General features: G+C 47.5%; 23 protein-coding genes. 14 read left to right on the forward strand and 9 right to left on the reverse strand.

Going from position 1 to position 23,168, the window contains the following annotated elements:
• Positions 1–10 precede the first annotated feature (10 nt).
• A complete protein-coding gene (locus H591_RS0105680; RefSeq protein ID WP_022965984.1) occupies positions 11–2,059 on the forward strand; it encodes an LTA synthase family protein in 2,049 nt (682 codons plus the stop codon).
• 81 nt (positions 2,060–2,140) lie between these two features.
• Here H591_RS0105680 and H591_RS14940 read toward each other — a convergent pair whose 3' ends face one another.
• The 5 genes from H591_RS14940 to H591_RS0105705 all read right to left on the reverse strand — a co-directional run bounded on the left by H591_RS14940 (position 2,141) and on the right by H591_RS0105705 (position 7,420).
• Positions 2,141–2,989 (reverse strand): ABC transporter permease subunit, encoded by an 849-nt coding sequence (locus H591_RS14940; RefSeq protein WP_022965985.1) that lies wholly within the window; start codon positions 2,987–2,989, stop codon positions 2,141–2,143.
• Positions 2,986–3,867 carry an ABC transporter permease subunit gene (locus H591_RS0105690; RefSeq protein ID WP_169337555.1) on the reverse strand — a complete coding sequence of 294 codons (882 nt, stop codon included), beginning with the start codon at positions 3,865–3,867 and terminating at the stop codon, positions 2,986–2,988. Before H591_RS0105690 ends, H591_RS14940 begins: the two co-directional genes overlap by 4 nt.
• Positions 3,868–3,893: 26 nt before the next feature.
• Positions 3,894–5,048: a polyamine ABC transporter ATP-binding protein gene (gene potA / locus H591_RS0105695; RefSeq protein ID WP_022965987.1), complete on the reverse strand. Its 1,155-nt coding sequence runs from the start codon at positions 5,046–5,048 to the stop codon at positions 3,894–3,896.
• 64 nt (positions 5,049–5,112) lie between these two features.
• Positions 5,113–6,207: a polyamine ABC transporter substrate-binding protein gene (locus tag H591_RS0105700; RefSeq protein ID WP_051145806.1), complete on the reverse strand. Its 1,095-nt coding sequence runs from the start codon at positions 6,205–6,207 to the stop codon at positions 5,113–5,115.
• Between the two features lie 118 nt (positions 6,208–6,325).
• Positions 6,326–7,420, reverse strand: coding sequence for a polyamine ABC transporter substrate-binding protein (locus H591_RS0105705; protein WP_028244213.1), 1,095 nt, complete (start codon positions 7,418–7,420; stop codon positions 6,326–6,328).
• Positions 7,421–7,733: 313 nt separating this feature from the next.
• Between H591_RS0105705 and aguB the strand changes: the two genes are divergently transcribed.
• From aguB to H591_RS0105720, 3 genes are read left to right on the forward strand one after another with little or no spacing between them, the layout of a single operon-like run.
• Entirely contained in the window at positions 7,734–8,612 is an 879-nt protein-coding gene (aguB, locus tag H591_RS0105710) for an N-carbamoylputrescine amidase (RefSeq protein WP_022965990.1), read from the forward strand.
• A gap of 1 nt (position 8,613) precedes the next feature.
• A complete protein-coding gene (gene aguA / locus H591_RS0105715; protein ID WP_022965991.1) occupies positions 8,614–9,714 on the forward strand; it encodes an agmatine deiminase in 1,101 nt (366 codons plus the stop codon).
• Between the two features lie 34 nt (positions 9,715–9,748).
• The gene (locus H591_RS0105720; RefSeq protein ID WP_022965992.1) at positions 9,749–10,216 is read left to right on the forward strand and encodes a c-type cytochrome; all 468 of its coding nucleotides are present in this window, start codon (positions 9,749–9,751) and stop codon (positions 10,214–10,216) included.
• Positions 10,217–10,295: 79 nt separating this feature from the next.
• On the opposite strand, the gene H591_RS0105725 is transcribed toward H591_RS0105720, so the two are convergent.
• From H591_RS0105725 to H591_RS0105735, 3 genes are read right to left on the reverse strand one after another with little or no spacing between them, the layout of a single operon-like run.
• Positions 10,296–10,985: a cytochrome b/b6 domain-containing protein gene (locus H591_RS0105725; RefSeq protein WP_022965993.1), complete on the reverse strand. Its 690-nt coding sequence runs from the start codon at positions 10,983–10,985 to the stop codon at positions 10,296–10,298.
• A gap of 12 nt (positions 10,986–10,997) precedes the next feature.
• Positions 10,998–12,143: a PilT/PilU family type 4a pilus ATPase gene (locus H591_RS0105730; protein WP_022965994.1), complete on the reverse strand. Its 1,146-nt coding sequence runs from the start codon at positions 12,141–12,143 to the stop codon at positions 10,998–11,000.
• 37 nt (positions 12,144–12,180) lie between these two features.
• Positions 12,181–13,215, reverse strand: coding sequence for a type IV pilus twitching motility protein PilT (locus H591_RS0105735; RefSeq protein ID WP_022965995.1), 1,035 nt, complete (start codon positions 13,213–13,215; stop codon positions 12,181–12,183).
• Between the two features lie 325 nt (positions 13,216–13,540).
• On the opposite strand from H591_RS0105735, the gene proC reads away from it, so the two are divergent.
• The 10 genes from proC (at position 13,541) to H591_RS0105785 (ending at position 21,753) form a co-directional block, all read left to right on the forward strand.
• Positions 13,541–14,359, forward strand: coding sequence for a pyrroline-5-carboxylate reductase (gene proC / locus H591_RS0105740; protein WP_022965996.1), 819 nt, complete (start codon positions 13,541–13,543; stop codon positions 14,357–14,359).
• Between the two features lie 9 nt (positions 14,360–14,368).
• On the forward strand, positions 14,369–14,974 hold the full coding sequence (locus H591_RS0105745) for a YggT family protein (protein WP_022965997.1): 606 nt from the start codon (positions 14,369–14,371) through the stop codon (positions 14,972–14,974).
• Positions 14,971–15,276, forward strand: a complete 306-nt coding sequence (locus H591_RS0105750) for a DUF167 family protein (RefSeq protein WP_022965998.1) — start codon at positions 14,971–14,973, stop codon at positions 15,274–15,276. The genes H591_RS0105745 and H591_RS0105750 overlap by 4 nt, the downstream gene beginning before the upstream one ends.
• Before the next feature lie 100 nt (positions 15,277–15,376).
• Entirely contained in the window at positions 15,377–17,359 is a 1,983-nt protein-coding gene (locus H591_RS0105755) for a dynamin family protein (protein WP_022965999.1), read from the forward strand.
• 78 nt (positions 17,360–17,437) lie between these two features.
• Complete coding sequence (gene metX / locus H591_RS0105760; protein ID WP_022966000.1) at positions 17,438–18,577, forward strand: homoserine O-succinyltransferase MetX; 1,140 nt, start codon at positions 17,438–17,440, stop codon at positions 18,575–18,577.
• Between the two features lie 7 nt (positions 18,578–18,584).
• Entirely contained in the window at positions 18,585–19,187 is a 603-nt protein-coding gene (gene metW, locus H591_RS0105765; protein ID WP_022966001.1) for a methionine biosynthesis protein MetW, read from the forward strand.
• Positions 19,188–19,204: 17 nt separating this feature from the next.
• Positions 19,205–19,630 (forward strand): DUF4426 domain-containing protein, encoded by a 426-nt coding sequence (locus H591_RS0105770; RefSeq protein ID WP_022966002.1) that lies wholly within the window; start codon positions 19,205–19,207, stop codon positions 19,628–19,630.
• Positions 19,627–20,211, forward strand: coding sequence for an RdgB/HAM1 family non-canonical purine NTP pyrophosphatase (rdgB, locus tag H591_RS0105775; RefSeq protein WP_022966003.1), 585 nt, complete (start codon positions 19,627–19,629; stop codon positions 20,209–20,211). The genes H591_RS0105770 and rdgB overlap by 4 nt, the downstream gene beginning before the upstream one ends.
• Entirely contained in the window at positions 20,208–21,404 is a 1,197-nt protein-coding gene (hemW, locus tag H591_RS0105780; RefSeq protein WP_022966004.1) for a radical SAM family heme chaperone HemW, read from the forward strand. The genes rdgB and hemW overlap by 4 nt, the downstream gene beginning before the upstream one ends.
• Positions 21,405–21,429: 25 nt before the next feature.
• Positions 21,430–21,753: a DUF3392 domain-containing protein gene (locus H591_RS0105785; protein WP_022966005.1), complete on the forward strand. Its 324-nt coding sequence runs from the start codon at positions 21,430–21,432 to the stop codon at positions 21,751–21,753.
• A gap of 47 nt (positions 21,754–21,800) precedes the next feature.
• On the opposite strand, the gene H591_RS0105790 is transcribed toward H591_RS0105785, so the two are convergent.
• A complete protein-coding gene (locus H591_RS0105790; protein ID WP_022966006.1) occupies positions 21,801–23,144 on the reverse strand; it encodes a DUF1329 domain-containing protein in 1,344 nt (447 codons plus the stop codon).
• Between the last annotated feature and the right edge of the window lie 24 nt (positions 23,145–23,168).

Raw genomic sequence — 23,168 nt, forward strand, 5'->3', positions numbered from 1 at the left:
GGCGTTACCCATGGCTTCTAGCACTGCTTGCGTGCCCACACAAAAAACCACCCTCACGTCTCACTTATATTTTACCGCTGCCAGCATTGTGCTGTGGTTGCTGCTATTGACCGCTTTGCGTGGCTTACTCCTAGCCTACAACCATGAAATGCTTGGCAGCACTAGTACAGCAGATCTTGTTGAAGCCTTTAGCAACGGGCTGCGTTTTGATTTGCGCTTAATCGTTTATGTCAGTATTCCATTAGTACTGAGCATGCTCATGCCTTGGCTAATGAATCAGCGCCGACTACTGGTGGTGTGGCTGACCTTTAGTGCGGCAGTCAGTATTCTACTTGGCATTGTTGAACTTGATTTTTACCGTGAATTCCACCAGCGCCTCAACAGTTTAGTCTTTCAATACTTGAATGAAGACCCAGCCACCGTGATCAGTATGCTGTGGCATGGATTCCCAGTCGTCACCTTACTCAGCACCTGGCTGGTGTGTACCTTAGTGATGTACTTCCTGTTCTCTTGGGCAGAACGCAAAACTCGTATTTACCAAACATCCCAAGCAGGCTATAGCTATCTTATCCAAGGCATTGCATTCTCAATTTGTTTGGTTATTTGTGTGGTTGCCGCGCGCGGCACTTTACGCCAAGGCCCACCGTTGCGCTGGGGTGACGCCTATACCACGCATTCGATGTTTGCTAATCACCTTGGTTTAAACCCTGTATTGAGCTTGTATAGTGCAGCAAAAACCACTTTCTCTGATCATCGCGACAATGTTTGGAAAGCCACATTGCCCGTCAGTGAAGCGCAAGAGATCACGCGTGACCTTGTGTTCACAGCGAATGACCAGCTCATCGATGCCGACAGCGCAGCCATTCGCCGTATTAACTCGCCCATTGCGGAAACACAACTGAAGGTACGCAATGTTGTGGTGATTCTGATGGAAAGTTTTGCAGGACGCTATGTCGGTGCGCTCGGCAGCCAAGATCAAATCACTCCAGAGTTTGATAAGTTAAGCAAAGAGGGTCTGTTGTTCACCCGTTTCTTTGCCAACGGCACCCACACTCACCAAGGCATGTTCGCCAGTATGGCCTGCTTTCCAAATCTGCCAGCTTTTGAATACTTAATGCAGAGTCCAGAAGGTGGTAATCATTTCTCCGGTTTGCCACAATTATTAAGCACCCGCGGCTTTCAAGACGCCTATGTATATAACGGTGATTTTGCCTGGGATAACCAGCAAGGCTTTTTTAGTAACCAAGGTATGACCCACTTTATTGGCCGCAATGACTACATCAATCCTGTGGTCTCCGATCCGACCTGGGGCGTATCTGATCAGGATATGTTTGATCGCGGCATTGCTGAACTCAATCAGTTGAAAGATGACAAACCCTTTTATGCCTTACTGCAAACCTTATCGAATCACACCCCGTACGCCTTGCCTGATGTGTTGCCAACAGAGTCGGTCAAAGGACACGGCAGTTTAGACTTACACCTGACCGCCATGCGCTATTCAGACTGGGCGCTGGGTCAATTTTTTAAAAAAGCTAAACAACAGCCTTGGTATAACGACACACTGTTTGTCGTATTAGGTGATCATGGTTTTGCTGCACCTGAACCAATGACCGAGATGGATCTGTACCGTTTTCATGTACCCATGTTACTGATTGCCCCAGGTATTCAACAGCTATTCGGCACTGAGAACACCACTGTTGCTAGCCAAGTAGATATGGTCCCGACCATTATGGGGCGTCTCGGCGATGACGTGCAGCACCAGTGTTGGGGACGTGATTTGCTTACTTTGCCCAAGGAGGATCAAGGCTTTGCAATGATCAAACCATCAGGTAGTGATCAAACTGTGGCGCTGATTAAAGGTGATCGTATTTTAATTCAGCCTAAAGATGTCAGTGCACGCGCTTGGAATTACCAACTAGGGACTAGCCCTCAGAGCTCACCAGCGCCAGAGCATGCTGATGATGCGCAGTTGCTTAAACAACTGAATTCCTACATCCAAACCGCCACCAGTAGCCTTTTAGATAACACTGCTGGTGCACAGGCGAGCCCTGCAGAGTAAGCCACTTGACGCACATTCTCAGCAACAAAAAACGGCGCAGCCTACTGATGTAAGCTGCGCCGTTTTCTATCTCATTAACTTTTATGCCTGATTAGCGCGCTCTTGCTCTTTAATCTGCAGCATGGCTTTCTTACGGTTTTTCTCAGCACGCCGAGTAAAGAACCACAATAAGAAAGTCGCAATAGAAATAAACAACAGAATCAAGCTGGCAATCGCATTGATCTCAGGCTTAACCCCCATCCGTACTGCCGAGAAAATCTCCATCGGCAAAGTGGTTGAGCCTGGGCCTGAGACAAAGCTTGCAAGAACCAAGTCATCCAAAGACAAAGCAAAGGACATCATCGCCCCTGCTGCTAAGGATGGGGCAATCATCGGCACAGTAATCAGAAAGAATACTTTCCAAGGTTTAGCCCCCAGATCCATCGCTGCCTCTTCCATAGAGCGATCAATTTCGCGCAAGCGTGACGACACCACCACCGAAACATAAGCGGTACAGAACGTGGTGTGGGCGATCCAAATGGTCACCACGCCGCGTTCCATCGGCCAGCCAATCAACTGCGCCATTGCCACAAACAACAGCAGCAAGGATAAACCGGTAATCACTTCTGGCATTACCAAAGGTGCAGTGACCATTCCGCCAAACAGCGTGCGGCCACGAAAACGCCCAATACGGGTTAACACCAATGCCGCCAAGGTGCCCAATGCGGTGGCGGCAATTGCGGTGTAAGTGGCGATCTCTAAAGAGCGCAGCACCGCGTTCATCAGCTGCGTGTTGTCTAATAAACCCGCATACCACTTGGTTGACCACCCGCCCCACACGGTCACTAAACGTGAAGCGTTGAAGGAGTAGATCACCAAAATCAGCATCGGCAGATAAATAAACAGCAAGCCAGCAATCAACATAAAGCGCGAGAAGTTAAATTTCTTCATGCCTTACCCTCCAACTCACTGGCTTGGTTGCGATTAAATAAGATAATCGGAATCATCAGCAGCAATAGCATAATCACCGCCAGCGAAGCAGCGACCGGCCAATCGCGGTTATTAAAGAACTCCTGCCACAGCACCTTACCAATCATTAGTGTTTCTGGACCGCCTAGCAGTTCTGGAATAACAAACTCACCCACCACTGGAATAAATACCAGCATGCAGCCAGCAATCACGCCACTTTTTGACAGCGGTACGGTGATTTTCCAAAACGCGGTATAGCCTTTCGCGCCAAGATCAGAGGCCGCTTCTAGCAGCGACAGATCATGCTTAACCAGATTGGCATACAGCGGCAATACCATAAACGGCAGATAGGCGTAGACAATGCCGATATACACCGCAATATTGGTATTGAGGATTTGTAGCGGCTCATTAATCACGCCCAGCCACAGCAAGGCATTATTGAGTAAACCGTTATTACTGAGAATCCCCATCCAGGCATACACGCGAATCAATAACGCCGTCCAAGTCGGCATCATAATCAGCAGCAACCACACCGGCTGCATCTGCTTGCTCGAGCGCGCAATGGCATAGGCCATCGGATAACCAACCAATAAACACAAAATAGTGCTGACCAGCGCTATTTTTAACGAGCCCAAGTAGGCTGCGATATACAGCTGATCCTCACTGAGCAAGACGTAGTTACCAAAATTCAGCAACACCGTCAGCTGACTATCAGCCCATTCTGTCAGGCTGGTATACGGCGGAATCGCAATATCTGCCTCAGCAAAACTGATCTTGATGATGATGGCAAAAGGCAATAGGAAAAACAGCAGCATCCAGAAAAACGGCACGCCAATCACTGCATGGCGGCCCTTGGGCAACATCCCGAGTAATTTATCGCGTACGGTCATGATTGGAATACCACGCCACTGTCATCGACCCAGTGCACATAGACTTCATCATCCCAAGTTGGACGTTTCACGTTACGCTCTGAGTTGGCAATAAAAGCCTGCACAATGGTGCCTGAGGCAAGCTCAACGTGGTACACCGAGTGCCCGCCTAAATAGGCAATATCATGCACAATACCTTTGGCCCAGTTGTAATCCTCATGCTCAAGGTCATCCGGTTTACCACTGCACAGCAGAAGTTTTTCTGGACGCAACGCAAAGGTCACCCGCTTATTTTCCGCCAAACTGGTAATACCATGGCCGATGTAAATCGGACGCTCCAGCTTAGGACAAATAATCACCGCGTGATCCGAGTCATCGGTAATGATTTCGCCATCAAATAAATTGACGTTACCAATAAATTCGCAAACTAAACGGCTGGCTGGCGTCTCATAAATATCCATTGGACTACCCACTTGGGCAATCCAGCCTTGGTGCATAATGGCGATGCGCTCGGCCATGGTCATGGCTTCTTCTTGATCGTGGGTCACCATTACACAGGTCACACCAACGCGCTCAATGATCTCTACTAATTCCAACTGCATTTGCGAACGCAGTTTTTTATCTAAAGCACCCATCGGTTCGTCGAGCAACAAGAGCTTTGGACGCTTCGCTAACGAGCGGGCTAAAGCTACACGTTGGCGCTGACCACCGGAGAGTTGATGTGGTTTGCGTTTGGCATATTTGGTCATATGCACCAGCTTCAGCATTTCTTCAACGCGCCCTGCAATTTCTTCTTTGCTTAGACTGTCTTGCTTTAAGCCAAAGGCAATATTTTGTTCAACCGTCATGTGCGGAAATAATGCATAGGACTGGAACATCATATTAATTGGGCGCTCGTAGGCTGGCATATGAGTAATATCCACACCATCAAGCAAAATACGGCCTTCAGTCGGCGTTTCAAAACCAGCCAACATGCGTAGCAATGTCGACTTACCTGAACCTGAACCACCTAGCAGAGCAAAAATTTCGCCTTTATTAATTTTCAGCGAGACTTCATCCACCGCCAAGGTGTCATCAAAGTACTTGGTAACGCGTTCAATTTTAACTAACACGTCTTTGGGCTTTTGCAAGTTAGCGAGTGCTTTCTTGTACGCGCCTGAGGCTATTGCCATAGAGTTCTCCAAATGCAGAAAGCCCAGTCTTGCGACTGAGCTTTACAACTTATAAAACAGATGATTATTTTCCAGATTTAAAGCGTGTCCAGCTGCGCGTTTTAATGCGCTGCACATTGCTGGGCAATGGCTTCGAAACAAATAAATTATCTAATACAGCCTGCTCTGGATAGACGGCTGGATTATTACGAACATCTTCGTCCATCAATTCGTCAGCGAAGCGATTGGGGTTGGCGTAACCCACATAATCACTGACTTTTGCAATCACCGCAGGATCAAGCAAATAGTTGATGAAAGCATGCGCTTCTTCGACATTTTTAGCATCTGCTGGTATAGCCAACATGTCGAACCATAGATTACCACCTTCTTTAGGAATACTGTATGCCACGCGTACGCCATGACCAGCTTCATCAGCACGATCGGCAGCTTGCAAAACATCACCAGAAAAACCTGCAGCCACACAAATATTACCATTGGCTAAATCACCAACATATTTTGACGAATGAAAATAGGTAACATAGGGACGAATCTTCGCAAGTTTTTCTTCAGCTTTTTTGTAATCAGCGGATTTATGGCTGTTAGGATCTAAGCCCAAATAATTGAGCATGGCCGGCAGCATTTCATCGGCAGAATCTAAAAAAGCCACACCACAGCTGCTAAGTTTTTTCATGTTCTCTGGTTCAAACAACACCGCCCACGAATCAATGGTGTCGACACCGAGCACTTCTTTAACTTTATCGACGTTATAACCAATGCCATTGGTGCCCCATAAATACGGCACAGCATATTGATTACCTGGATCATTGACGGCAACTTGCTGCATTAATTGCGGGTCTAAATTATCCCAATTAGGCAAAAGACTTCTATCTAATTTAGCAAAGGCTCCGGCTTGAATTTGCCGTGCTAAAAAGTGATCAGATGGCACCACCACATCGTAACCACTGCGCCCTGCCAGTAATTTGCCTTCCAATGCCTCATTGGAATCAAACACGTCATACAGCACTTGTGTTTGTGTTTTAGCAGTAAAATCAGCCAAAACAGGCTTACTGATATAGTCTGACCAATTGTAAACATGCACTGTAGAGCTGGCAAAAGCTGCACTGCTCAGCAAGAGATTAGCGGTCAGCGCCAATACAACACTATGTATCAATCTAGGCAATAGCCCATCCTCCTAATGATAAAAATGGGCTGCATCAAGCAACCCACTATTTGAAATTCGTCAGAACAGGCACTGGCAATTCGTCATTAACGCCAAATCGCCAGTACAGTCAGTGCAATTACTTACCTGACTTGATTTTAGTCCAACTGCGCGTCATTAAGCGCTGAGTTTTTGCTGGCAAGTCTGGAAAAGTATACAACTTGCTCATCACATCTGCAGGCGGGTAAATGCCTGGGTCAGTGCGGATCGACTCTTCAACTAAGGCAGTAGCCTTCTCGTTGGCGTTAGGGAACTGCAAGTAGTCGGTCAAATCGGCCATCACTTGCGGCTGTAACAAGTAGTTAATGAACTCATGGGCTTCTTTAACATTTTTAGAGTCGCGTGGAATCGCGACCATATCAAAGAACGTACCCGCACCTTCTTTCGGGATTTGGTAAGCAATTTTCACTTTGCCGCCCGCTTCTTCTGCACGGGATTTACTTTGGTACAAATCACCCGAGTAACCAATCGCCATACAAATATTGCCGCTGGCTAAGTCGGAGATGTACTTAGATGAGTGAAAATAAGTGACATAAGGTCGAATTTTCAGCAGCAACTCTTCTGCTTGCTTTAAATCGTCCGGCTTTTCACTGTCGGCTGGTAAGCCTAAGTAATGCAGTGCCGCAGGAATGATTTCAGTCGGCGAATCTAACAACGCCACACCGCACTCATGCAGTTTGCTGATATTTTCTGGTTTAAAAATGATGTCCCATGAGTCAATTGGCTGATCGCCCATAACCGCTTTGACCTTGTCAACGTTGTAACCCATACCAATCGAACCCCACATATAAGGGATTGAGTACTGGTTACCTGGGTCGCTGACTTCCAAGGTATTTAATAAATCTTTGTTGAGGTTGTCCCACTGTGGCAACTGCGCCTTATCAAGCTTTTGATAAACGCCTGCTTTAATCTGCTTGGCCAGAAACGGGTTGGATGGCACAACGATATCGTAGCCAGAGCCGCCAGAGAGTAATTTAGCTTCTAGCACTTCGTTGCTGTCATAAACATCAAACACAACTTTAATGCCGCTTTGCTTCTCAAAGTTACTGATGGTGTTGGGCGCTACATAGTCAGACCAGTGATACACCTTCAACACACGCTCTTCAGCTTGCACTGAAGCTACAACAGCCATGCCTACAGCGGCGGCCAATAACATTTGCTTAGTTCTTTTCACGCGCACAGCTCCTTTCGTTCATTATATTTAAAGTTACATGCGCGTTACCGCCGCGCTATGCGAAGTCTGGCAAGGTCTGCCGCAGGACTCAAGATGCAAAGGTACATTTAGTGCTTTTATTGTGCTGTTATCGGCGAAATAAAGCAGATAACCGACCAGCAGCATAGATAACCTATCACATTCCAACATTCTCATCTTTAAGCGCCCTTTAGGATACGATAAACGGTGGATAAATCAGTCGGTAAACTTGGGTTACCAGCCGTTATCAGTTAGCCTAGATTGCAGTTATTTATTCGTCGCTCGGAGTGTTTCTATGTCACGCATTGTCAGTGTTGCCATTACGCAAATGGCCTGTTCTTGGGATGTATCCGCCAATATTGCTAAAGCTGAGCAACTGGTACGCGAAGCAGCCAAACAAGGTGCGCAAATTATTCTGCTGCAAGAGTTGTTTGAGACTCCCTATTTCTGTAAAAAACCTAATCCTGACTATTTGCAATTGGCGACAACAGTGGCAGACAACCCCGCCATTGTGCACTTTCAGAAAATTGCTAAAGAATTAAAAGTGGTTTTACCGATTAGCTTTTTTGAGCGCGCGGGCCAAGCGCGCTTTAACAGTATCGCCATCATTGATGCCGATGGCAGCGTGCTCGGCGTGTACCGTAAAAGTCATATTCCAGATGGCCCGGGCTATCATGAAAAGTATTACTTCAACCCAGGCGATACTGGCTTTAAAGTTTGGCAAACCCGTTATGCAAAAATTGGCGTGGGTATTTGTTGGGATCAATGGTTTCCAGAGTGCGCCCGCGCCATGGCTTTGCAAGGTGCTGAACTACTGTTCTACCCCACGGCGATTGGCAGTGAGCCGCATGATCCAACCATCACCTCCGCTGCTCACTGGCAACGCGTACAACAAGGCCATGCTGGCGCTAACTTAATTCCCGTGATCGCTTCTAACCGCATTGGCAGTGAAGAGCAAGACGGTTACGACATCACCTTTTATGGTGTGTCTTTTATTGCTGACCAGTTTGGCGAAAAAGTTGCCGAGCTTAATCAAACTGAACAAAGTGTCGCGGTACACAGCTTTGATCTCGATAAGCTTGAACATACACGAACGGCTTGGGGCGTGTTCCGCGATCGTAGGCCGAATTTGTACGGTGCTTTGAAAACCCTTGATGGCCACTTGGAATCTTAATATGTCGCCAAGCACGATTTTGAGCACACCGCGCGCCGATGGGTTTCGCATGCCGGCAGAATGGGAGACGCAGCAGCAGGTTTGGATGGTCTGGCCCGAGCGCCCGGACAACTGGCGCCTAGGCGGCAAACCTGCACAGGCGGCATTTTGCCAAGTTGCTCTAGCCATTGCCCAATACCAGCAGGTCAGTATTGGCGTCAGTGCGGGCCAGTATGACAATGCCCAGGCGCGTCTTAGCCACATTAATATCCGTGTACTTGAAATCAGCAATGATGATGCCTGGATGCGTGATACTGGACCGACGTTCGTGATCAACGATCAAGGCCAAACCCGCGGCATCGACTGGACGTTCAACGCTTGGGGCGGTTTACACAGCGGCCTGTATTGGCCATGGCTACGCGATGATCAAGTTGCTCGCAAAGTATTGGCAATCGAACACCTTCCACGCTATCGCACCGAAGGATTTGTTTTAGAGGGCGGCGCCATTCATGTCGATGGAGAAGGCACTCTATTAACAACCGCAGAATGTTTACTTAATAGCAATCGCAATCCTCATCTGAGTCAGAACGAGGTTGAGCACTATCTACGTGAATACCTGAATGTCAGCACCATCATCTGGTTACCTGAAGGTTTGTATAACGACGAAACCGATGGTCATATTGATAATTTCTGCTGCTTCGTACGCCCTGGCGAAGTGGTTTTGGCTTGGACAGATGATGCTGATGATCCTAATTATCAACGCTGCCGTGCGGCTTTAGAGGTGCTAACCCAGGCAAAAGATGCACAGGGCCGTTCCTTGACAGTGCATAAAATGCCACTGCCCAGCCCTATTTATGCCACTGAACAAGAATGCGCAGGCGTCGATATCGTAGCAGGCTCACAACCGCGCACCCCCGACATTCGTCTAGCCGGATCATATATAAACTTTTTAATCATCAATTGCGCTATTATTGCACCGAGTTTTGATGACCCCATGGATGCCGTTGCCAAAAAAATACTGCGAGAAATATTTCCTGATCGCGATATTGTCATGGTGCCAGGACGAGAAATTTTACTTGGCGGTGGGAACATTCACTGCATTACCCAGCAGCAACCTAAATAACATAGGACTATGTTGCTAATAAGGAGAGAGCCTGATGAAGAACCTGATGATTGGCAGCCTAGCTGCACTATTTTTAACCGCCAGCCTCAGCGCTAGCGCTCAAGTTGATCCAGAAGATCAAATCCACTACCGCAAAGCCGGCTACAGCTTTATGAGCTGGAACATGGGCAAGATCAAAGCAATGGCGATTGATGAAAGCGTGGCTTGGGATCCTGCTCAAGTACAAGCAGCTGCTAACAGCATCGCGGCAACTGCAAACTCAGGTATGGGCGCGTTGTTTGGCCCTGGCACTGAAAAAAGCATTGGCGACACGAAAACCCGCGTCAAGCCTGAAATGTTTACTGACCGTGAAGGTGTGACTAAAGTTGGCATGGCTTTCAATAAAGCCGCTAACGAACTCGCAGCTGCTGCCGCGACTGGCGATAAAGCGACTGTTGCTAAAGCATTCGCGGCAACTGGCGATAGCTGTAAAGGTTGCCACGACAAATACCGCAACGATTAAGTTTTGCAACTTACTCGATGTGTTATGCAAAAAAGGTCGCCAATTGGCGACCTTTTTTATGCAACTTGAATACTCAGCTTTACCAAGCTGGAGCAACTGCTGGTGCTGGCGGCGGCGCACTTTGCCATTCACCTGAAGCCAAATACACGGCACCGCAAGCAATCAGCAAAGCACAGATAAAGGCTCGCCAATGACCACCTTGAGCTGCTTTTTGTTCAGGATACTGTTGCTCGGTTTGCCCAGTAATCATTGATTTAACTAAGTTATGCTTTTTGAGCACTGCGTGAAGAACAATAGCCAACACATGCACAACGATTAAACCAATAATAATCCACATACCCAATTTATGCAGGCGGGTTAAATCACTGCTTAAACTACTACTGACTAATTTGTATAGGGGTCCAGTAAAGGCTATATCGTCATTGGTAAATAAACCGCTTACCGCTTGCCAGCTAAGCATACCCAGCATGGCAAAAACCGACAAAACACCTAACGGATTATGCCCAAGCTGCCGCCATTCGCCACGCAAATATTGCGGTAACGCCAGCAACGAGCAAAGCAACGTCGATAAACGCGCATAGGTCGAACCAAGTAACAGCCAAGCCACACGAAAGCTTAACAGACCGAGAATGCTGAGCCCTGCTCGAGCATGCCAATCAATCCAACCACCCCCAAGCCAGCCAGTGAATAACGCTGTACATACACTCAACACCAATAACCAATGGAATACTCTTAAAGGAGCATCCCATACGCGCAATTGTTTACTCATCTGCTTGCTCTCTTAACGCATTTGTCGCCCTGGGTTCTCATCACTTATCTCCAAAGATAGACCAGATGGCATACTGCTAAAGCTATCACCGCCAGACTCTGAGCCAAGCTTAATCATCAGACGTAAATCGTTCGCCGAGTCAGCATGTGCAAGAGCATCTTCATAGGTGATTTCACCTTGTGAATAAAGATCATACAACGCTTGATCAAAGGTTTGCATACCGAGCTCAGTAGAGCGCTTCATCAAAGGCTTTAATTCGTGAACTTCGCCTTTCCGAATTAAGTCCGCAGCTAGCGGCGTATTAATCAAAACCTCAATTACTGCACGACGACCTTTACCGTCAGGTGTAGGCACCAATTGTTGGGCAACAATAGCGCGTAAGTTCAGCGACAAATCCATCCACACCTGCTGCTGACGATCTGCTGGGAAGAAGTTAATAATTCGATCCAAGGCTTGGTTAGCGTTGTTGGCGTGCAAGGTTGCCAGACACAAGTGTCCGGTTTCCGCAAAGGTCACCGCATAATCCATGGTTTCGCGAGTACGCACTTCACCAATCAAAATCACATCCGGTGCTTGTCGCAGCGTGTTTTTCAATGCCACTTCAAACGACTCAGTATCAATACCCACTTCACGCTGAGTAACGATGCAATTGTTATGCTGGTGAATAAATTCAATCGGATCTTCAATCGAAATAATATGCCCAGAGCTGTGCTTATTTCGGTGGCCAATCATGGCCGCCAACGAAGTTGATTTACCCGTACCGGTTGCTCCCACAAACAGCACCAAACCACGCTTGGTCATGGCTATTTTTTTCAAAATCTCAGGTAGTTTTAAATCATCTAAGCTTGGGATATTGGTTTCAATCCGGCGCAGCACCATGCCAATCAGGTTACGCTGATAAAATGCACTGACTCGAAAACGGCCAATACCACGCGCACTGATCGCAAAGTTGCACTCAAGGTTTTCAGCGAAGTCACGACGCTGTTGTTCGTTCATCACGCCCAATACCGTTTCACGGGTCATTTCCGGCGATAACGGGGTTTTTGTGACCGGCATAATCTTGCCGTTAATTTTCATTGAGGGGGCCACACCTGTTGTAATAAACAAGTCAGAGCCACCCTTTTCAACCATTAAGCGTAAAAGCTTTTCAAATTCCATTACATATCCTATTTCACCGCAAGGGTGAGCTTAAAGCTTAAAAATTCTCTGGCGTTTTGGCTTTTTCACGCGCACTGTCACGGCTGATTAAGCCTTTCGCAAGCAGGCCTTTTAAGCAACTGTCTAACGTCTGCATGCCTAATGAGCCACCGGTTTGAATCGCCGAATACATTTGCGCAACCTTATCTTCACGAATCAGGTTACGAATCGCCGGCGTACCGAGCATGATTTCATGCGCAGCCACACGGCCACCACCAATTTTCTTTAACAGTGTTTGCGAGATTACCGCTTGTAACGACTCAGACAACATCGAACGCACCATGGATTTTTCTTCACCGGGGAATACGTCAACCACACGGTCAATCGTTTTGGCTGCGGACGTGGTGTGCAAGGTGCCAAACACTAAGTGGCCGGTTTCTGCAGCAGTCAATGCTAAGCGTATGGTTTCTAAGTCACGTAACTCACCAACCAGAATAATATCCGGGTCTTCACGCAAAGCAGAACGCAGAGCCTCGTTAAAACCATGGGTATCACGATGCACTTCTCGCTGGTTAATCAAGCATTTTTTCGATTCATGAACAAACTCAATTGGGTCTTCCACAGTCAAAATATGCTGGTACTTGGTGCTGTTTAAATAATCCATCATTGCGGCCAGCGTGGTTGACTTACCCGAACCGGTAGGTCCAGTGACTAACACTAAGCCGCGTGGTACATCGGCAATACTGCGAAAGACTTCGCCCAAACCAAGGTCTTCCATCGACAGAACTTTGGAAGGGATGGTACGAAACACCGCTGCAGCACCACGATTTTGATTGAATGCGTTCACCCGGAAACGGGCAACACCTGGCACTTCAAAGGAGAAGTCGGTCTCTAAAAACTCTTCGTAATCTTTACGCTGTTTATCATTCATGATGTCATAAATGAGCGCATGAACTTGCTTGTGTTCCATGGCGGGTAAGTTTATTCGACGCACATCGCCATCGACTCGTATCATTGGCGGCAGGCCTGATGATAAGTGCAAATCCGATGCACCTTGTTTTGCACTAAAAGCCAGCAGTTCTGTAATATCCATGAAAGTCCTCAATCACAAGCAAGCAGTTAAAATACCGTTTGATTATTGTACGATGCCATTGACCATAAATAATATCTACGATAGCAGAGAATAATATAAAGGCTGCGATTGCTAAGCCGCATACCCAAGGGGCTTAGGGTATGAATTCATTATCCCTATCTTTAATAATAACTTCAGAGCCTACCGCAGATGACTCAGAACAAAAGCGACCTTTTGCGCAAATTCGCGAATTGCAGCACAATCTGCAGCGGTCTTTAGTAATGTCACGCCATACCAATGCCTTGGGTGGACAATTTACCCCAAGACTATTAGAGGAGTTTTACCTTTGAATGATACCCAAATCACCTTTATTGGCGCGGGCAATATGGCCGCCAGCCTAATCGGCGGCTTACGCAAACAAGGTATCGCGGCCGAACACATTCGTGCCAGCGATCCAGGCGCAACACAGTTGCAAGCCATACAACAAGCTTTTGCCATTAGCACTTATAGCGATAACAGCCTGGCGATTGCCAATGCTGACGTAATCGTCTTGGCCGTAAAACCCCAAGTGATGCGCACTGTTTGTGAACAACTGGCTCCGCATTTAACTGCTAGCCAGTTAATCATCTCAATTGCCGCTGGCATTACTAGCGCCAGCTTAAGACAATGGCTCGGTGAGCGCGCGATTGTACGCTGCATGCCCAACACTCCAGCGTTAATCCAGCAAGGGGTTAGCGGCTTATATGCTAACGCGCAAGTCAGCGCAGAGCAGCGCCAGCAAGCCCAACACTTACTCTCTGCAGTCGGTTTAGCGCTATGGCTAGATGAAGAATCATTAATCGACGCAGTAACAGCCGTTTCAGGCAGTGGCCCTGCGTATTTTTTCTTACTGATTGAGGCCATGACCGAGGCCGGAATCAAACTAGGCTTGCCTGCGCAAACCTCGGCACAATTAGCCAAATACACAGCCCAAGGCGCCGCCAATATGGCCTGCCAAAGCTCGCACGATGCAGCACAATTACGCCAACAAGTGACCTCACCAAACGGCACGACTGAAGCGGCAATTCAGGCCTTCCTAAACGGTGGTTTTATGCAGCTAGTCGATACAGCTGTGCAAAGTGCGGCATCACGCTCACAAGAACTCGCTCAACAACTGAGTAACTAAGAGGACTTTATGTCAGGACTCACCGAAGCATTCATCTACATCATCCAAACTTTAGGCCAGCTGTATCTATTGATTGCTCTGCTGCGCTTTATCTTACAGTTGGTACGCGCCGACTTTTACAACCCGCTCTGCCAGTTCACCGTTAAAGCAACACAGCCCTTGCTCGCACCTTTACGCCGCATCATTCCTAGCGTCGCGGGCATTGATCTAGCCGGATTAGTATTAGTGCTGGCCTTACAGTTTCTGCTGATTGTTGTATTGCTAAGTTTGACAGGTTTTCCTGTTGTGCAACTGCTGCCACAAATACTGCTATGGACACTGATTATTGTCGCAGGGCTCGTGCTGAAGATTTTCTTCTTTGCGCTGATTGTCAGCGTGATTTTATCTTGGATTGCACCTGGTAGTCACAACCCTGGCGCACAACTGACGCAGCAAATCTGCGAACCGTTGCTTGCTCCTATCCGCAACCTGCTACCCAATTTAGGTGGTTTAGACATCTCACCGATTTTTGCCTTCATCACTATCAATCTACTGGAACGCTTGGTGATTGATAATTTAGCTATGAGCACTGGCTTGGTCGGCCCACTACGCGCTTTAATCAGTCCATTTCTATGACCGCACATGCGCGCTGGGAGGCCAATAACATAGTCTTATTCTGTCATTTGCAGCCTGGTGCGAAACGCAGTGAATTTGCCGGTCTGCATGGTGAGCGTATCAAAATACGCTTACATGCACCGCCGGTGGATGGAAAAGCCAATAGCCAGTTGATTGCGTTTTTAAGCACAGCCTTTGCTGTACCCAAAAACGCTGTACAGATTGAAAGCGGCGAACTGAGTCGACAAAAACGCGTACGTATTCAAGAGCCAAAGAAAATCCCGGACTTAGCCGAGTTCGCTCACCTGCACGGAAAACATTAATCCTGTGATGCAGTTTGCTATGCAACAAGCTTGATCACGACATACTAATCGCAGTTTTAACTGTAACTTAAGCCTGTTATGCCTTAACTAGGGGTGTCCGATGAGCATGCAACGCCTGCACCAACACATTGATGAGTACGTGCTATGGAAGCGTGAGCTGATTCGAGAAATTATGCGTTACCACAGTTGGTTGACTAAAAACCGCTTGGACTCTCCTGCGTTAATCACTCAGCTCGAACATTATATTAAGTCTTTACGTGCTGACCAGATCACTTTGGCCTTTATTGGCGAGTACTCGCGCGGCAAAACCGAGCTGATTAATAGCTTATTTTTCTCTAACTTTGGTCAACGTTTATTGCCTTCGCGCGCAGGGCGTACCACCATGTGCCCAACCGAAGTTTTCTTTGATAGCCAGCAAGCCCCAGCTACGCTGCGCTTACTGCCTATAGAAACACGCAACTTGGAAAACAGCTTAACCGATCTCAAAAAACAGTCGCAACACTGGCTCGAGATTGCTCTAGATCAAACCGATGCCGACAGCTTAATTAGTGCGTTTGCCCATGTTGCGCAAAACAAAAGCGTCGCCATTGAAGAAGCCATCGCTTTAGGATTTTTACCAGAAGCACTGGAAGCAGCCGAGCAAGCGGATCATGTTTTAGTCCCAGCTTGGCGCCATGCCCTGATCAATATTGACCACCCCTTGTTGCGTCAAGGCTTGCGCATTATCGACACACCAGGACTCAATGCATTAGGCAGCGAGCCTGAGCTCACGTTATCGTTATTACCCAGCGCCCAAGCTGTATTGTTTTTGCTGTCTGCCGACACAGGGGTGACAGCCAGTGATATGGCAACTTGGCAACAATACGTCAGCTCCCAGCAATCAGCACAACACTCCATTCAATTTGCTGTGCTCAATAAAATAGATGTGCTGTGGGATACCCTGAATCATGACATCTTTGCTGAGCACAGCATTCAAACTATTCAAGCGCAGACCGCTCAACAGTTGGGTTTGCCTGTCACTCATGTTTTGCCAGTCTCTGCAAAGAGCGCATTACAAGCTAAAGTAACTAACAATCACGAGCTATTAGCGCGCAGCCGCATTGATACGCTAGAAAATTTTCTCTGTGAACATGTTATCGCGCAAAAAGAGCATTTCATTGAGCGCAGCGTGGTGCAACCACTACTCACCCTACTCAACTCAAACCAGCAGCTGATGAGTCAACGCTTGCAATCAATGCAGGCTGAACAAAAACAACTTAATCAACAACAACACAGTAGTTCACACGTGTTGCGCAGTGTACTTGAACAAGCAAAAGCTGAGCATCAAACCTATCACCGTCGCTTACTTAATCTAAAAACCAATCAGCGTTTACTGCATCGGCAAGGCGAGATCCTCTGCACTTACGTTAATCCTGAACAATTGCAGGAAAACATCTCTAAAGTGCAGAACAAATTAATCAATAGTTGGACAACATTTGGCATTAACCGCGCCATCGCTGATTTTTTTGCAACTTTAGAAAACAACCTCCACGCCTTTGAAATCGAAGCACAGATGGCTAATAAGATGGTTCGCGCTATTTACCTACGCCATAGTGCAGAAAACCCTATGTTTGCAGTAGAAGCTAGCATATTACCCATTCAGCGTTATCGTCGTGAACAAGACGGCCTACAGTGCAAAGCAGATCAATTCCGTCTTAATTTAAAAACCCTACTGACTGAGCAAAAACAACTTAGCCGCCGTTTCCTTGCCACGCTGGCGCAAGAAGCGATCAGTCTGCAAGAGCGCTTACGTCATGACACCTTACTCTGGACTAACGAAGCACTAACACCACTTATTCAGCATAATCTGGAGCAAAAACAGCTTCTAGAAAACCACATATTGCGCCTCAGAACTCTCACCCAATCTGCACATAGCAGCCTGCAGCGTAACCAACTACTGAGCCAGTCCAGCAACGAACTCAACACACAACTGGCGCAAGCCAGCGACATTTTGCGCGCGATGCGTCGACCCGCACCACAACGCCGTCAAGCCAAAGTTGTACAACTGGCAACAACCCTCAGCGTAGTGAATAGTAAAGATTAAATCGTTGAATCTCGCTTACGACTTGCCGCAACTGGCTAGGCTCTTTAGACTGCATCTCTTCCTTTAGAGAGAGATGCCGTGTCTTCTGTATTCCCTGCAGATTCAGTCGGTTTAGTCAGTCCTAAGGTGGCTCATTTTGATGAGCCATTAAGCTTAGCCTGCGGCCGCACGCTGAATAATTACGAACTGATTTATGAAACCTATGGCGAACTTAACGCCACGGCCAGCAATGCAGTATTAATCTGCCATGCCTTATCAGGCACGCATCACGCTGCTGGTTATCATCATGCCGATGATCGTAAGCCAGGCTGGTGGGATACCTGTATTGGTCCAGGCAAACCCATTGATACCAATAAGTTTTTTGTCGTCAGTTTAAATAATCTTGGCGGCTGTCATGGTTCTACCGGCCCAAGCAGCCGTAACCCGGCTACGGGACGCACTTACGGTGCAGACTTTCCTGTGGTGACTGTTGAAGACTGGGTGCACAGTCAAGCACGCTTAGCTGATCGCTTAGGCATCCAGCAATGGGCTGCTGTGGTCGGTGGCAGCTTGGGTGGCATGCAAGCCTTGCAGTGGACCATCAGCTACCCAGAACGTGTCCGTCATTGTGTATCAATTGCTGCGGCACCTCGCTTGTCCGCACAGAACATCGCATTTAACGAAGTTGCGCGCCAAGCGATTTTGACTGACCCAGAATTCCATGCTGGACATTTTGTGGAAGAAGGCCAGATACCCAAACGCGGCTTGATGCTAGCGCGCATGGTCGGGCACATCACTTATTTGTCTGACGATGCCATGGGACAGAAATTTGGTCGCGAACTAAAAACAGACCACCTTAACTACGATTTTCACAGCGTTGAGTTCCAAGTCGAAAGTTATTTACGTTACCAAGGTGAAGAGTTTTCTACGCGATTTGATGCCAACACTTACTTGTTGATGACCAAAGCGCTCGATTACTTTGATCCAGCTGCCGCCCATGGCGGTGATTTAGCACGCACCTTTAGCGAGGCGCAAGCTAGCTTTTATTTAATCTCATTCACCACCGACTGGCGCTTCTCTCCAGCGCGCTCACGCGAGATTGCTGATGCGTTGATGGATGCGAAAAAGAACGTGTCGTACTTAGAGATTGATGCCCCGCAAGGTCATGATGCATTTCTCATACCGATTCCACGCTACTTGCAAGCTTTTGGCGGTTACATGAACCGCATTAGCGTTTGAGGCAAAAATGAGAGCAGATTTAGAAATTATCCAAGAGTGGATCCCTGCCAATAGCCGTGTGCTTGATTTAGGTTGTGGCGACGGTGAGCTCTTGTCTTGGCTACAAAAGAATAAAAATGTCACCGGCTACGGCTTAGAAATTGATCCTGACAACATTGCTGCCTGCATCGACAAAGGCGTTAACGTCATCGAGCAAAACCTTGATTTAGGTTTAGGCAACTTTGCCAGCAACAGCTTTGATGTCGTGGTGATGACTCAAGCTCTACAGGCCGTGCATTATCCCGATAAAATCCTGCAAGAAATGCTGCGCGTGGGTCGCACCTGCATCATCACTTTTCCGAACTTCGGCCATTGGCGCTGTCGCTGGTATTTAGCCCATAAAGGTCGCATGCCAGTCTCGGATTTTTTACCCTACACGTGGTACAACACACCTAACATTCACTTTTGTACCTTTGCTGACTTCGAGGCTTTATGCCGTGATATGCAAATGACCGTACTTGATCGCCTCGCGGTAGACCGCCTGCATCGCCACAACTTTGGCAGCCGCAACTGGCCCAACTTGTTTGGTGAAATTGGTATTTATCGTGTGACAGGTGCCAATGCCCGTTAACTTTAGGAGTTACCACTATGCGTTATTTACTGGCTCTAAGTTTAAGCTTTTTTATGGTCTTTACTGTACACGCCGAGGTTGTGCGTAAACAAAGCTTTGGCGCTTTAGATGTGCATTACAATATTTTCAGCTCAACCTTTTTACAACCTGAGACTGCAAAAGCTGTGGGATTAAACCGCAGTAAAAACCAAGCAGTATTGAATGTATCAATGGTCAAAGATGCTAAAGGTCAAAAAGGCGCCGTCACAGGCCACTTCAAAAACCTACTCAGCCAAATTGAAACATTGACCTTCACCGAAGTCGACGAGGGTGATGCGGTATATTATTTGGCCCAATTTGCTATTACTGGCCAAGAAATCTTGCGCTTTGAGTTGCAAGTGACTGACAGCGAAGGCAAAACCCATCTATTAAAGTTTACTCAAGAAGTGTTTCCTGACCTATGAAAGAGCTCGTCCTCGCCAGTCATAACGCAGGTAAGCTGCGCGAACTGCAAGCCTTATTAGGTGATAGCGTGGTGATTCGCTCAATTAGCGAATTTACTGATATTGAGCCAGAAGAAACAGGCTTAAGCTTTATTGAAAACGCCATCTTAAAAGCCCGCAACGCTTGTCAAGTGTCAGGCTTACCGGCGCTGGCCGATGACTCAGGCTTAACTGTTGATTACTTACAGGGCGCGCCAGGTATTTACTCGGCGCGCTACAGCGCAACAGGTGGAGATGCAGGCAATAATCAAAAGCTACTAAGTGCCCTACAAGGTGTGCCGGATCAGCAGCGCGGCGCTCAGTTTATCTGCGTATTAGCTCTGTTACAGCATGCCAATGACCCGCTACCGATTATCTGCCAAGGTCGCTGGCAGGGTCGTATATTGCACGCTGCGCAAGGCGAGCACGGCTTTGGTTACGACCCTTTATTCTATGTTGCCGAGCAACAATGCAGCAGCGCCGAGTTACCAAGCACACTGAAAAACCAACTCAGTCATCGTGCGCAAGCAATGCAGCTACTCAAGCAACAGCTGTCATTATGAGTTTGATTGCCTCAGATTTAAGCGTACAACACCCGCTCGAAAATGGTTTTAAGCTACCACCGCTAGCCTTGTACGTGCATATTCCTTGGTGCATTCGCAAATGCCCCTACTGCGATTTCAACTCACATGCGGCCACCCCTGAACTCCCTGAGCAAGACTACGTTGCAGCGCTACTCGCTGATTTAGACTTGGATTTAGTGCATGTGCATGGCCGCCAACTGGAGTCGATTTTCTTTGGCGGCGGCACGCCCAGCTTGTTTTCCGCGCAGGCTTTGCAAATCCTGTTATTGGGCATTGAACAACGCATCCGCTTTAGTCCAACCATTGAAATCACTCTGGAAGCGAACCCTGGCACCTTTGAGCAGGAAAAGTTTGCTGCTTACCGCAAGCTCGGTATTAATCGCCTCTCAATTGGTATCCAGAGTTTTCAAGACAGTAAATTACAAGCCTTGGGTCGCGTACACTCAGCCGCAGAAGCCTCTCGTGCGGTAGAGATGGCACGCCAAGCCGGCTTTGATAATTTCAACCTGGACTTAATGCATGGCTTGCCGGATCAATCAGCCGAGGAAGCCTTAAGCGACTTACAAATCGCGATTGATCTAGCACCAACCCACCTATCTTGGTATCAACTGACCATGGAACCCAATACAGTCTTTTGGAGCAAGCCGCCGCTGCTGCCTGAAGATGATGTGCTTTGGGATATTCAAGAAGCAGGTCAAGCCTTACTGGCGCAGCATGGTTTTCATCAATATGAAGTCTCCGCCTATGCTCGTGAAAAAGCGATAGCGCAGCATAATCTTAACTATTGGTCCTTCGGTGATTTTATTGGCATTGGCGCGGGGGCTCATGGCAAAGTCAGCGACCCACAGGGGCGTATTCAGCGCACGTGGAAAACCCGTCAACCGAGCGACTACCTAAATTCTGAGAAACCCTTCTTAGCAGGCAACTCTACACTGGCCGCAGCAGACCTGCCATTTGAGTTCTTAATGAATGCCTTACGTCTGACTGACGGCGTCGCCCTCACCCTCTTTAGTGAGCGTACAGGCTTACCCGTGACTGTGTTGCAGTCAGGTCTAAACGAAGCGCGTCAACGGGGTTTACTCAGCACTGATCCCAAGCTTTTAGTAGCCAGTGCACAAGGGCAGTTATTTCTTAATGATTTATTACAAATTTTTCTGACGCCTGAGCGTTAAACCATAAGACAGATAGAGGACTTATATGGACATATTGATCGATTTAATTGTAGCGCTATCAAAATGGACACGCCTGCACCTTAGTGACATCTCCCTTGGCATCATGGCAACTGCTTTAGTGCTCTTTGGCCCCGCAATTAATGCTTGGGTGCGTCGCTCCATTGGTCATTTAAACTTTGCCATCCGCACTCTTATTTTTGTCTTAGTCTGCGCAGTGGGTTACGGCTTAAGCATTATCTACATCACACCGTTATTGACTAGCGCACTCGCGCACCTTAACAACTACACACTTTCGCCAGTTTTGCTGATGTCTTTTATTCTGATCGGAATTTTAGCGGATAGAAACTAAAAAGCCGCCATAACAAGTATGGCGGCTTTTGTTTGACTCAAGAGTCTCTAGTTACCTTCACGACGCAATGCTTGCGGAGTGAAGTCACGTGGATGCAATGTTGCATTAAAGTCATACATTGGTTCGTTGTTGTCTAAACCATCTACAAAGTAACGACTGTTTTTAAAGTCATAGATGGTCTCTAGCGTACTTAAGAACGATAAAATATCGTAATAGTTAATTGGATGACTTTCTTGCAGACCGATCAGCTCGCCTTTTTTATCATACAAATCAACTGCTAGGATTTGCCAGCTGTCTTCATCGATGTAAAAACGTCTTTTCGCATAAGGATGACTATAACCAACGCGCAAATTGGCTTCAACTACCCACACCCGATGTAATTCATAACGCAGCAACTCTGGGTTAATCGTTTTATTTTGTAAAATCGTTTCGTAAGGAATGCCTTTTTGATGCACTTCATAACTGTTGTATGGCACTAGCATTTCCTGCTTGCCAGACAAGGTCCAGTCGTAACGATCAGGCGCACCATTATAAGCATCGACTACGTCAGCAGTCGCCATACCACTGGTATCCGGCTGCAATGATTCGTAAGCGAGCATTGGCAAACGACGCACACGGCGCTCACCACGGCTGAAGCGCCACGCTTTACGAATAGCTAAAACCTGATCGAGGGTTTCTTGTACAACCAAAGCTGAGCCAGACAAACTAGACGGCGCAACTACGCGGTACTTGTAATAGAACAAGGTATTGTCTAACTCTTTCTCTGTCATACCTTCACGGCCATACACAAAAAACAAGTCACGCTCACGCTTAACCAGGCTGTAGTTACCACTGCTCAGCACCGCAGCATGATTCACTACTGAGTGCATTTGCTCGCCACGGTAACGCATGATGTGGTTCCAAATCGCTTCAACACCACTTTGCGGCAATGGAAATGGAATACCTGCAACCGCACCTTGCACACCATTACCACCAGAGATTGATTCAGCATGCTCAGCATTCATTCGTGTTGCTTCGTAGATGCGCTCAGGCGCTGAAGCACTACGACGCGTCGGGAATACACGTAAAAAATAATTCGGATTAGACTCAATAAGAGTCTGTGTACCTACTGGCAACTGTGCACGGTACTGATCAAGATTCTGCTGGTTAACAGTGAATAACGGCTTATCAGCTGCATAGGGATCTAAATGATGCATGCCTGACTGATAGCCGGCAGGTGGCGTAGTAATGCCGCCCCTCCACTCTGGAATGGTGCCTGCAGTATTGCCCGCACGTTCAGCACCTAAAGGTGTCAGATCTTGCCCTAAGCGCGCAGCCTGCACAGAGTCAACTTTCGCGTAAGCGTTTAGAGCTAATGCGCTAAGCATTAAGAGCGTGAGCCGTTTAATCATAAAACTCTCCATTTGGAATATGCA

Origin of the sequence: Denitrificimonas caeni DSM 24390 (assembly GCF_000421765.1) — a bacterium.
GTDB lineage: Bacteria > Pseudomonadota > Gammaproteobacteria > Pseudomonadales > Pseudomonadaceae > Denitrificimonas > Denitrificimonas caeni.

Excerpts from the sequence above, each read along its gene's own strand:
- H591_RS0105680 (WP_022965984.1), top strand. The coding sequence starts at position 11 with ATGGCTTCTAGCACTGCTTGCGTGCCCACACAAAAAACCACCCTCACG.
- H591_RS14940 (WP_022965985.1), bottom strand. The coding sequence starts at position 2,989 with ATGAAGAAATTTAACTTCTCGCGCTTTATGTTGATTGCTGGCTTGCTG.
- potA (WP_022965987.1), bottom strand. The coding sequence starts at position 5,048 with ATGGCAATAGCCTCAGGCGCGTACAAGAAAGCACTCGCTAACTTGCAA.
- aguB (WP_022965990.1), top strand. The coding sequence starts at position 7,734 with ATGTCACGCATTGTCAGTGTTGCCATTACGCAAATGGCCTGTTCTTGG.
- aguA (WP_022965991.1), top strand. The coding sequence starts at position 8,614 with ATGTCGCCAAGCACGATTTTGAGCACACCGCGCGCCGATGGGTTTCGC.
- H591_RS0105720 (WP_022965992.1), top strand. The coding sequence starts at position 9,749 with ATGAAGAACCTGATGATTGGCAGCCTAGCTGCACTATTTTTAACCGCC.
- H591_RS0105725 (WP_022965993.1), bottom strand. The coding sequence starts at position 10,985 with ATGAGTAAACAATTGCGCGTATGGGATGCTCCTTTAAGAGTATTCCAT.
- H591_RS0105730 (WP_022965994.1), bottom strand. The coding sequence starts at position 12,143 with ATGGAATTTGAAAAGCTTTTACGCTTAATGGTTGAAAAGGGTGGCTCT.
- H591_RS0105735 (WP_022965995.1), bottom strand. The coding sequence starts at position 13,215 with ATGGATATTACAGAACTGCTGGCTTTTAGTGCAAAACAAGGTGCATCG.
- H591_RS0105745 (WP_022965997.1), top strand. The coding sequence starts at position 14,369 with ATGTCAGGACTCACCGAAGCATTCATCTACATCATCCAAACTTTAGGC.
- H591_RS0105750 (WP_022965998.1), top strand. The coding sequence starts at position 14,971 with ATGACCGCACATGCGCGCTGGGAGGCCAATAACATAGTCTTATTCTGT.
- H591_RS0105755 (WP_022965999.1), top strand. The coding sequence starts at position 15,377 with ATGAGCATGCAACGCCTGCACCAACACATTGATGAGTACGTGCTATGG.
- metW (WP_022966001.1), top strand. The coding sequence starts at position 18,585 with ATGAGAGCAGATTTAGAAATTATCCAAGAGTGGATCCCTGCCAATAGC.
- H591_RS0105770 (WP_022966002.1), top strand. The coding sequence starts at position 19,205 with ATGCGTTATTTACTGGCTCTAAGTTTAAGCTTTTTTATGGTCTTTACT.
- rdgB (WP_022966003.1), top strand. The coding sequence starts at position 19,627 with ATGAAAGAGCTCGTCCTCGCCAGTCATAACGCAGGTAAGCTGCGCGAA.
- hemW (WP_022966004.1), top strand. The coding sequence starts at position 20,208 with ATGAGTTTGATTGCCTCAGATTTAAGCGTACAACACCCGCTCGAAAAT.
- H591_RS0105785 (WP_022966005.1), top strand. The coding sequence starts at position 21,430 with ATGGACATATTGATCGATTTAATTGTAGCGCTATCAAAATGGACACGC.
- H591_RS0105790 (WP_022966006.1), bottom strand. The coding sequence starts at position 23,144 with ATGATTAAACGGCTCACGCTCTTAATGCTTAGCGCATTAGCTCTAAAC.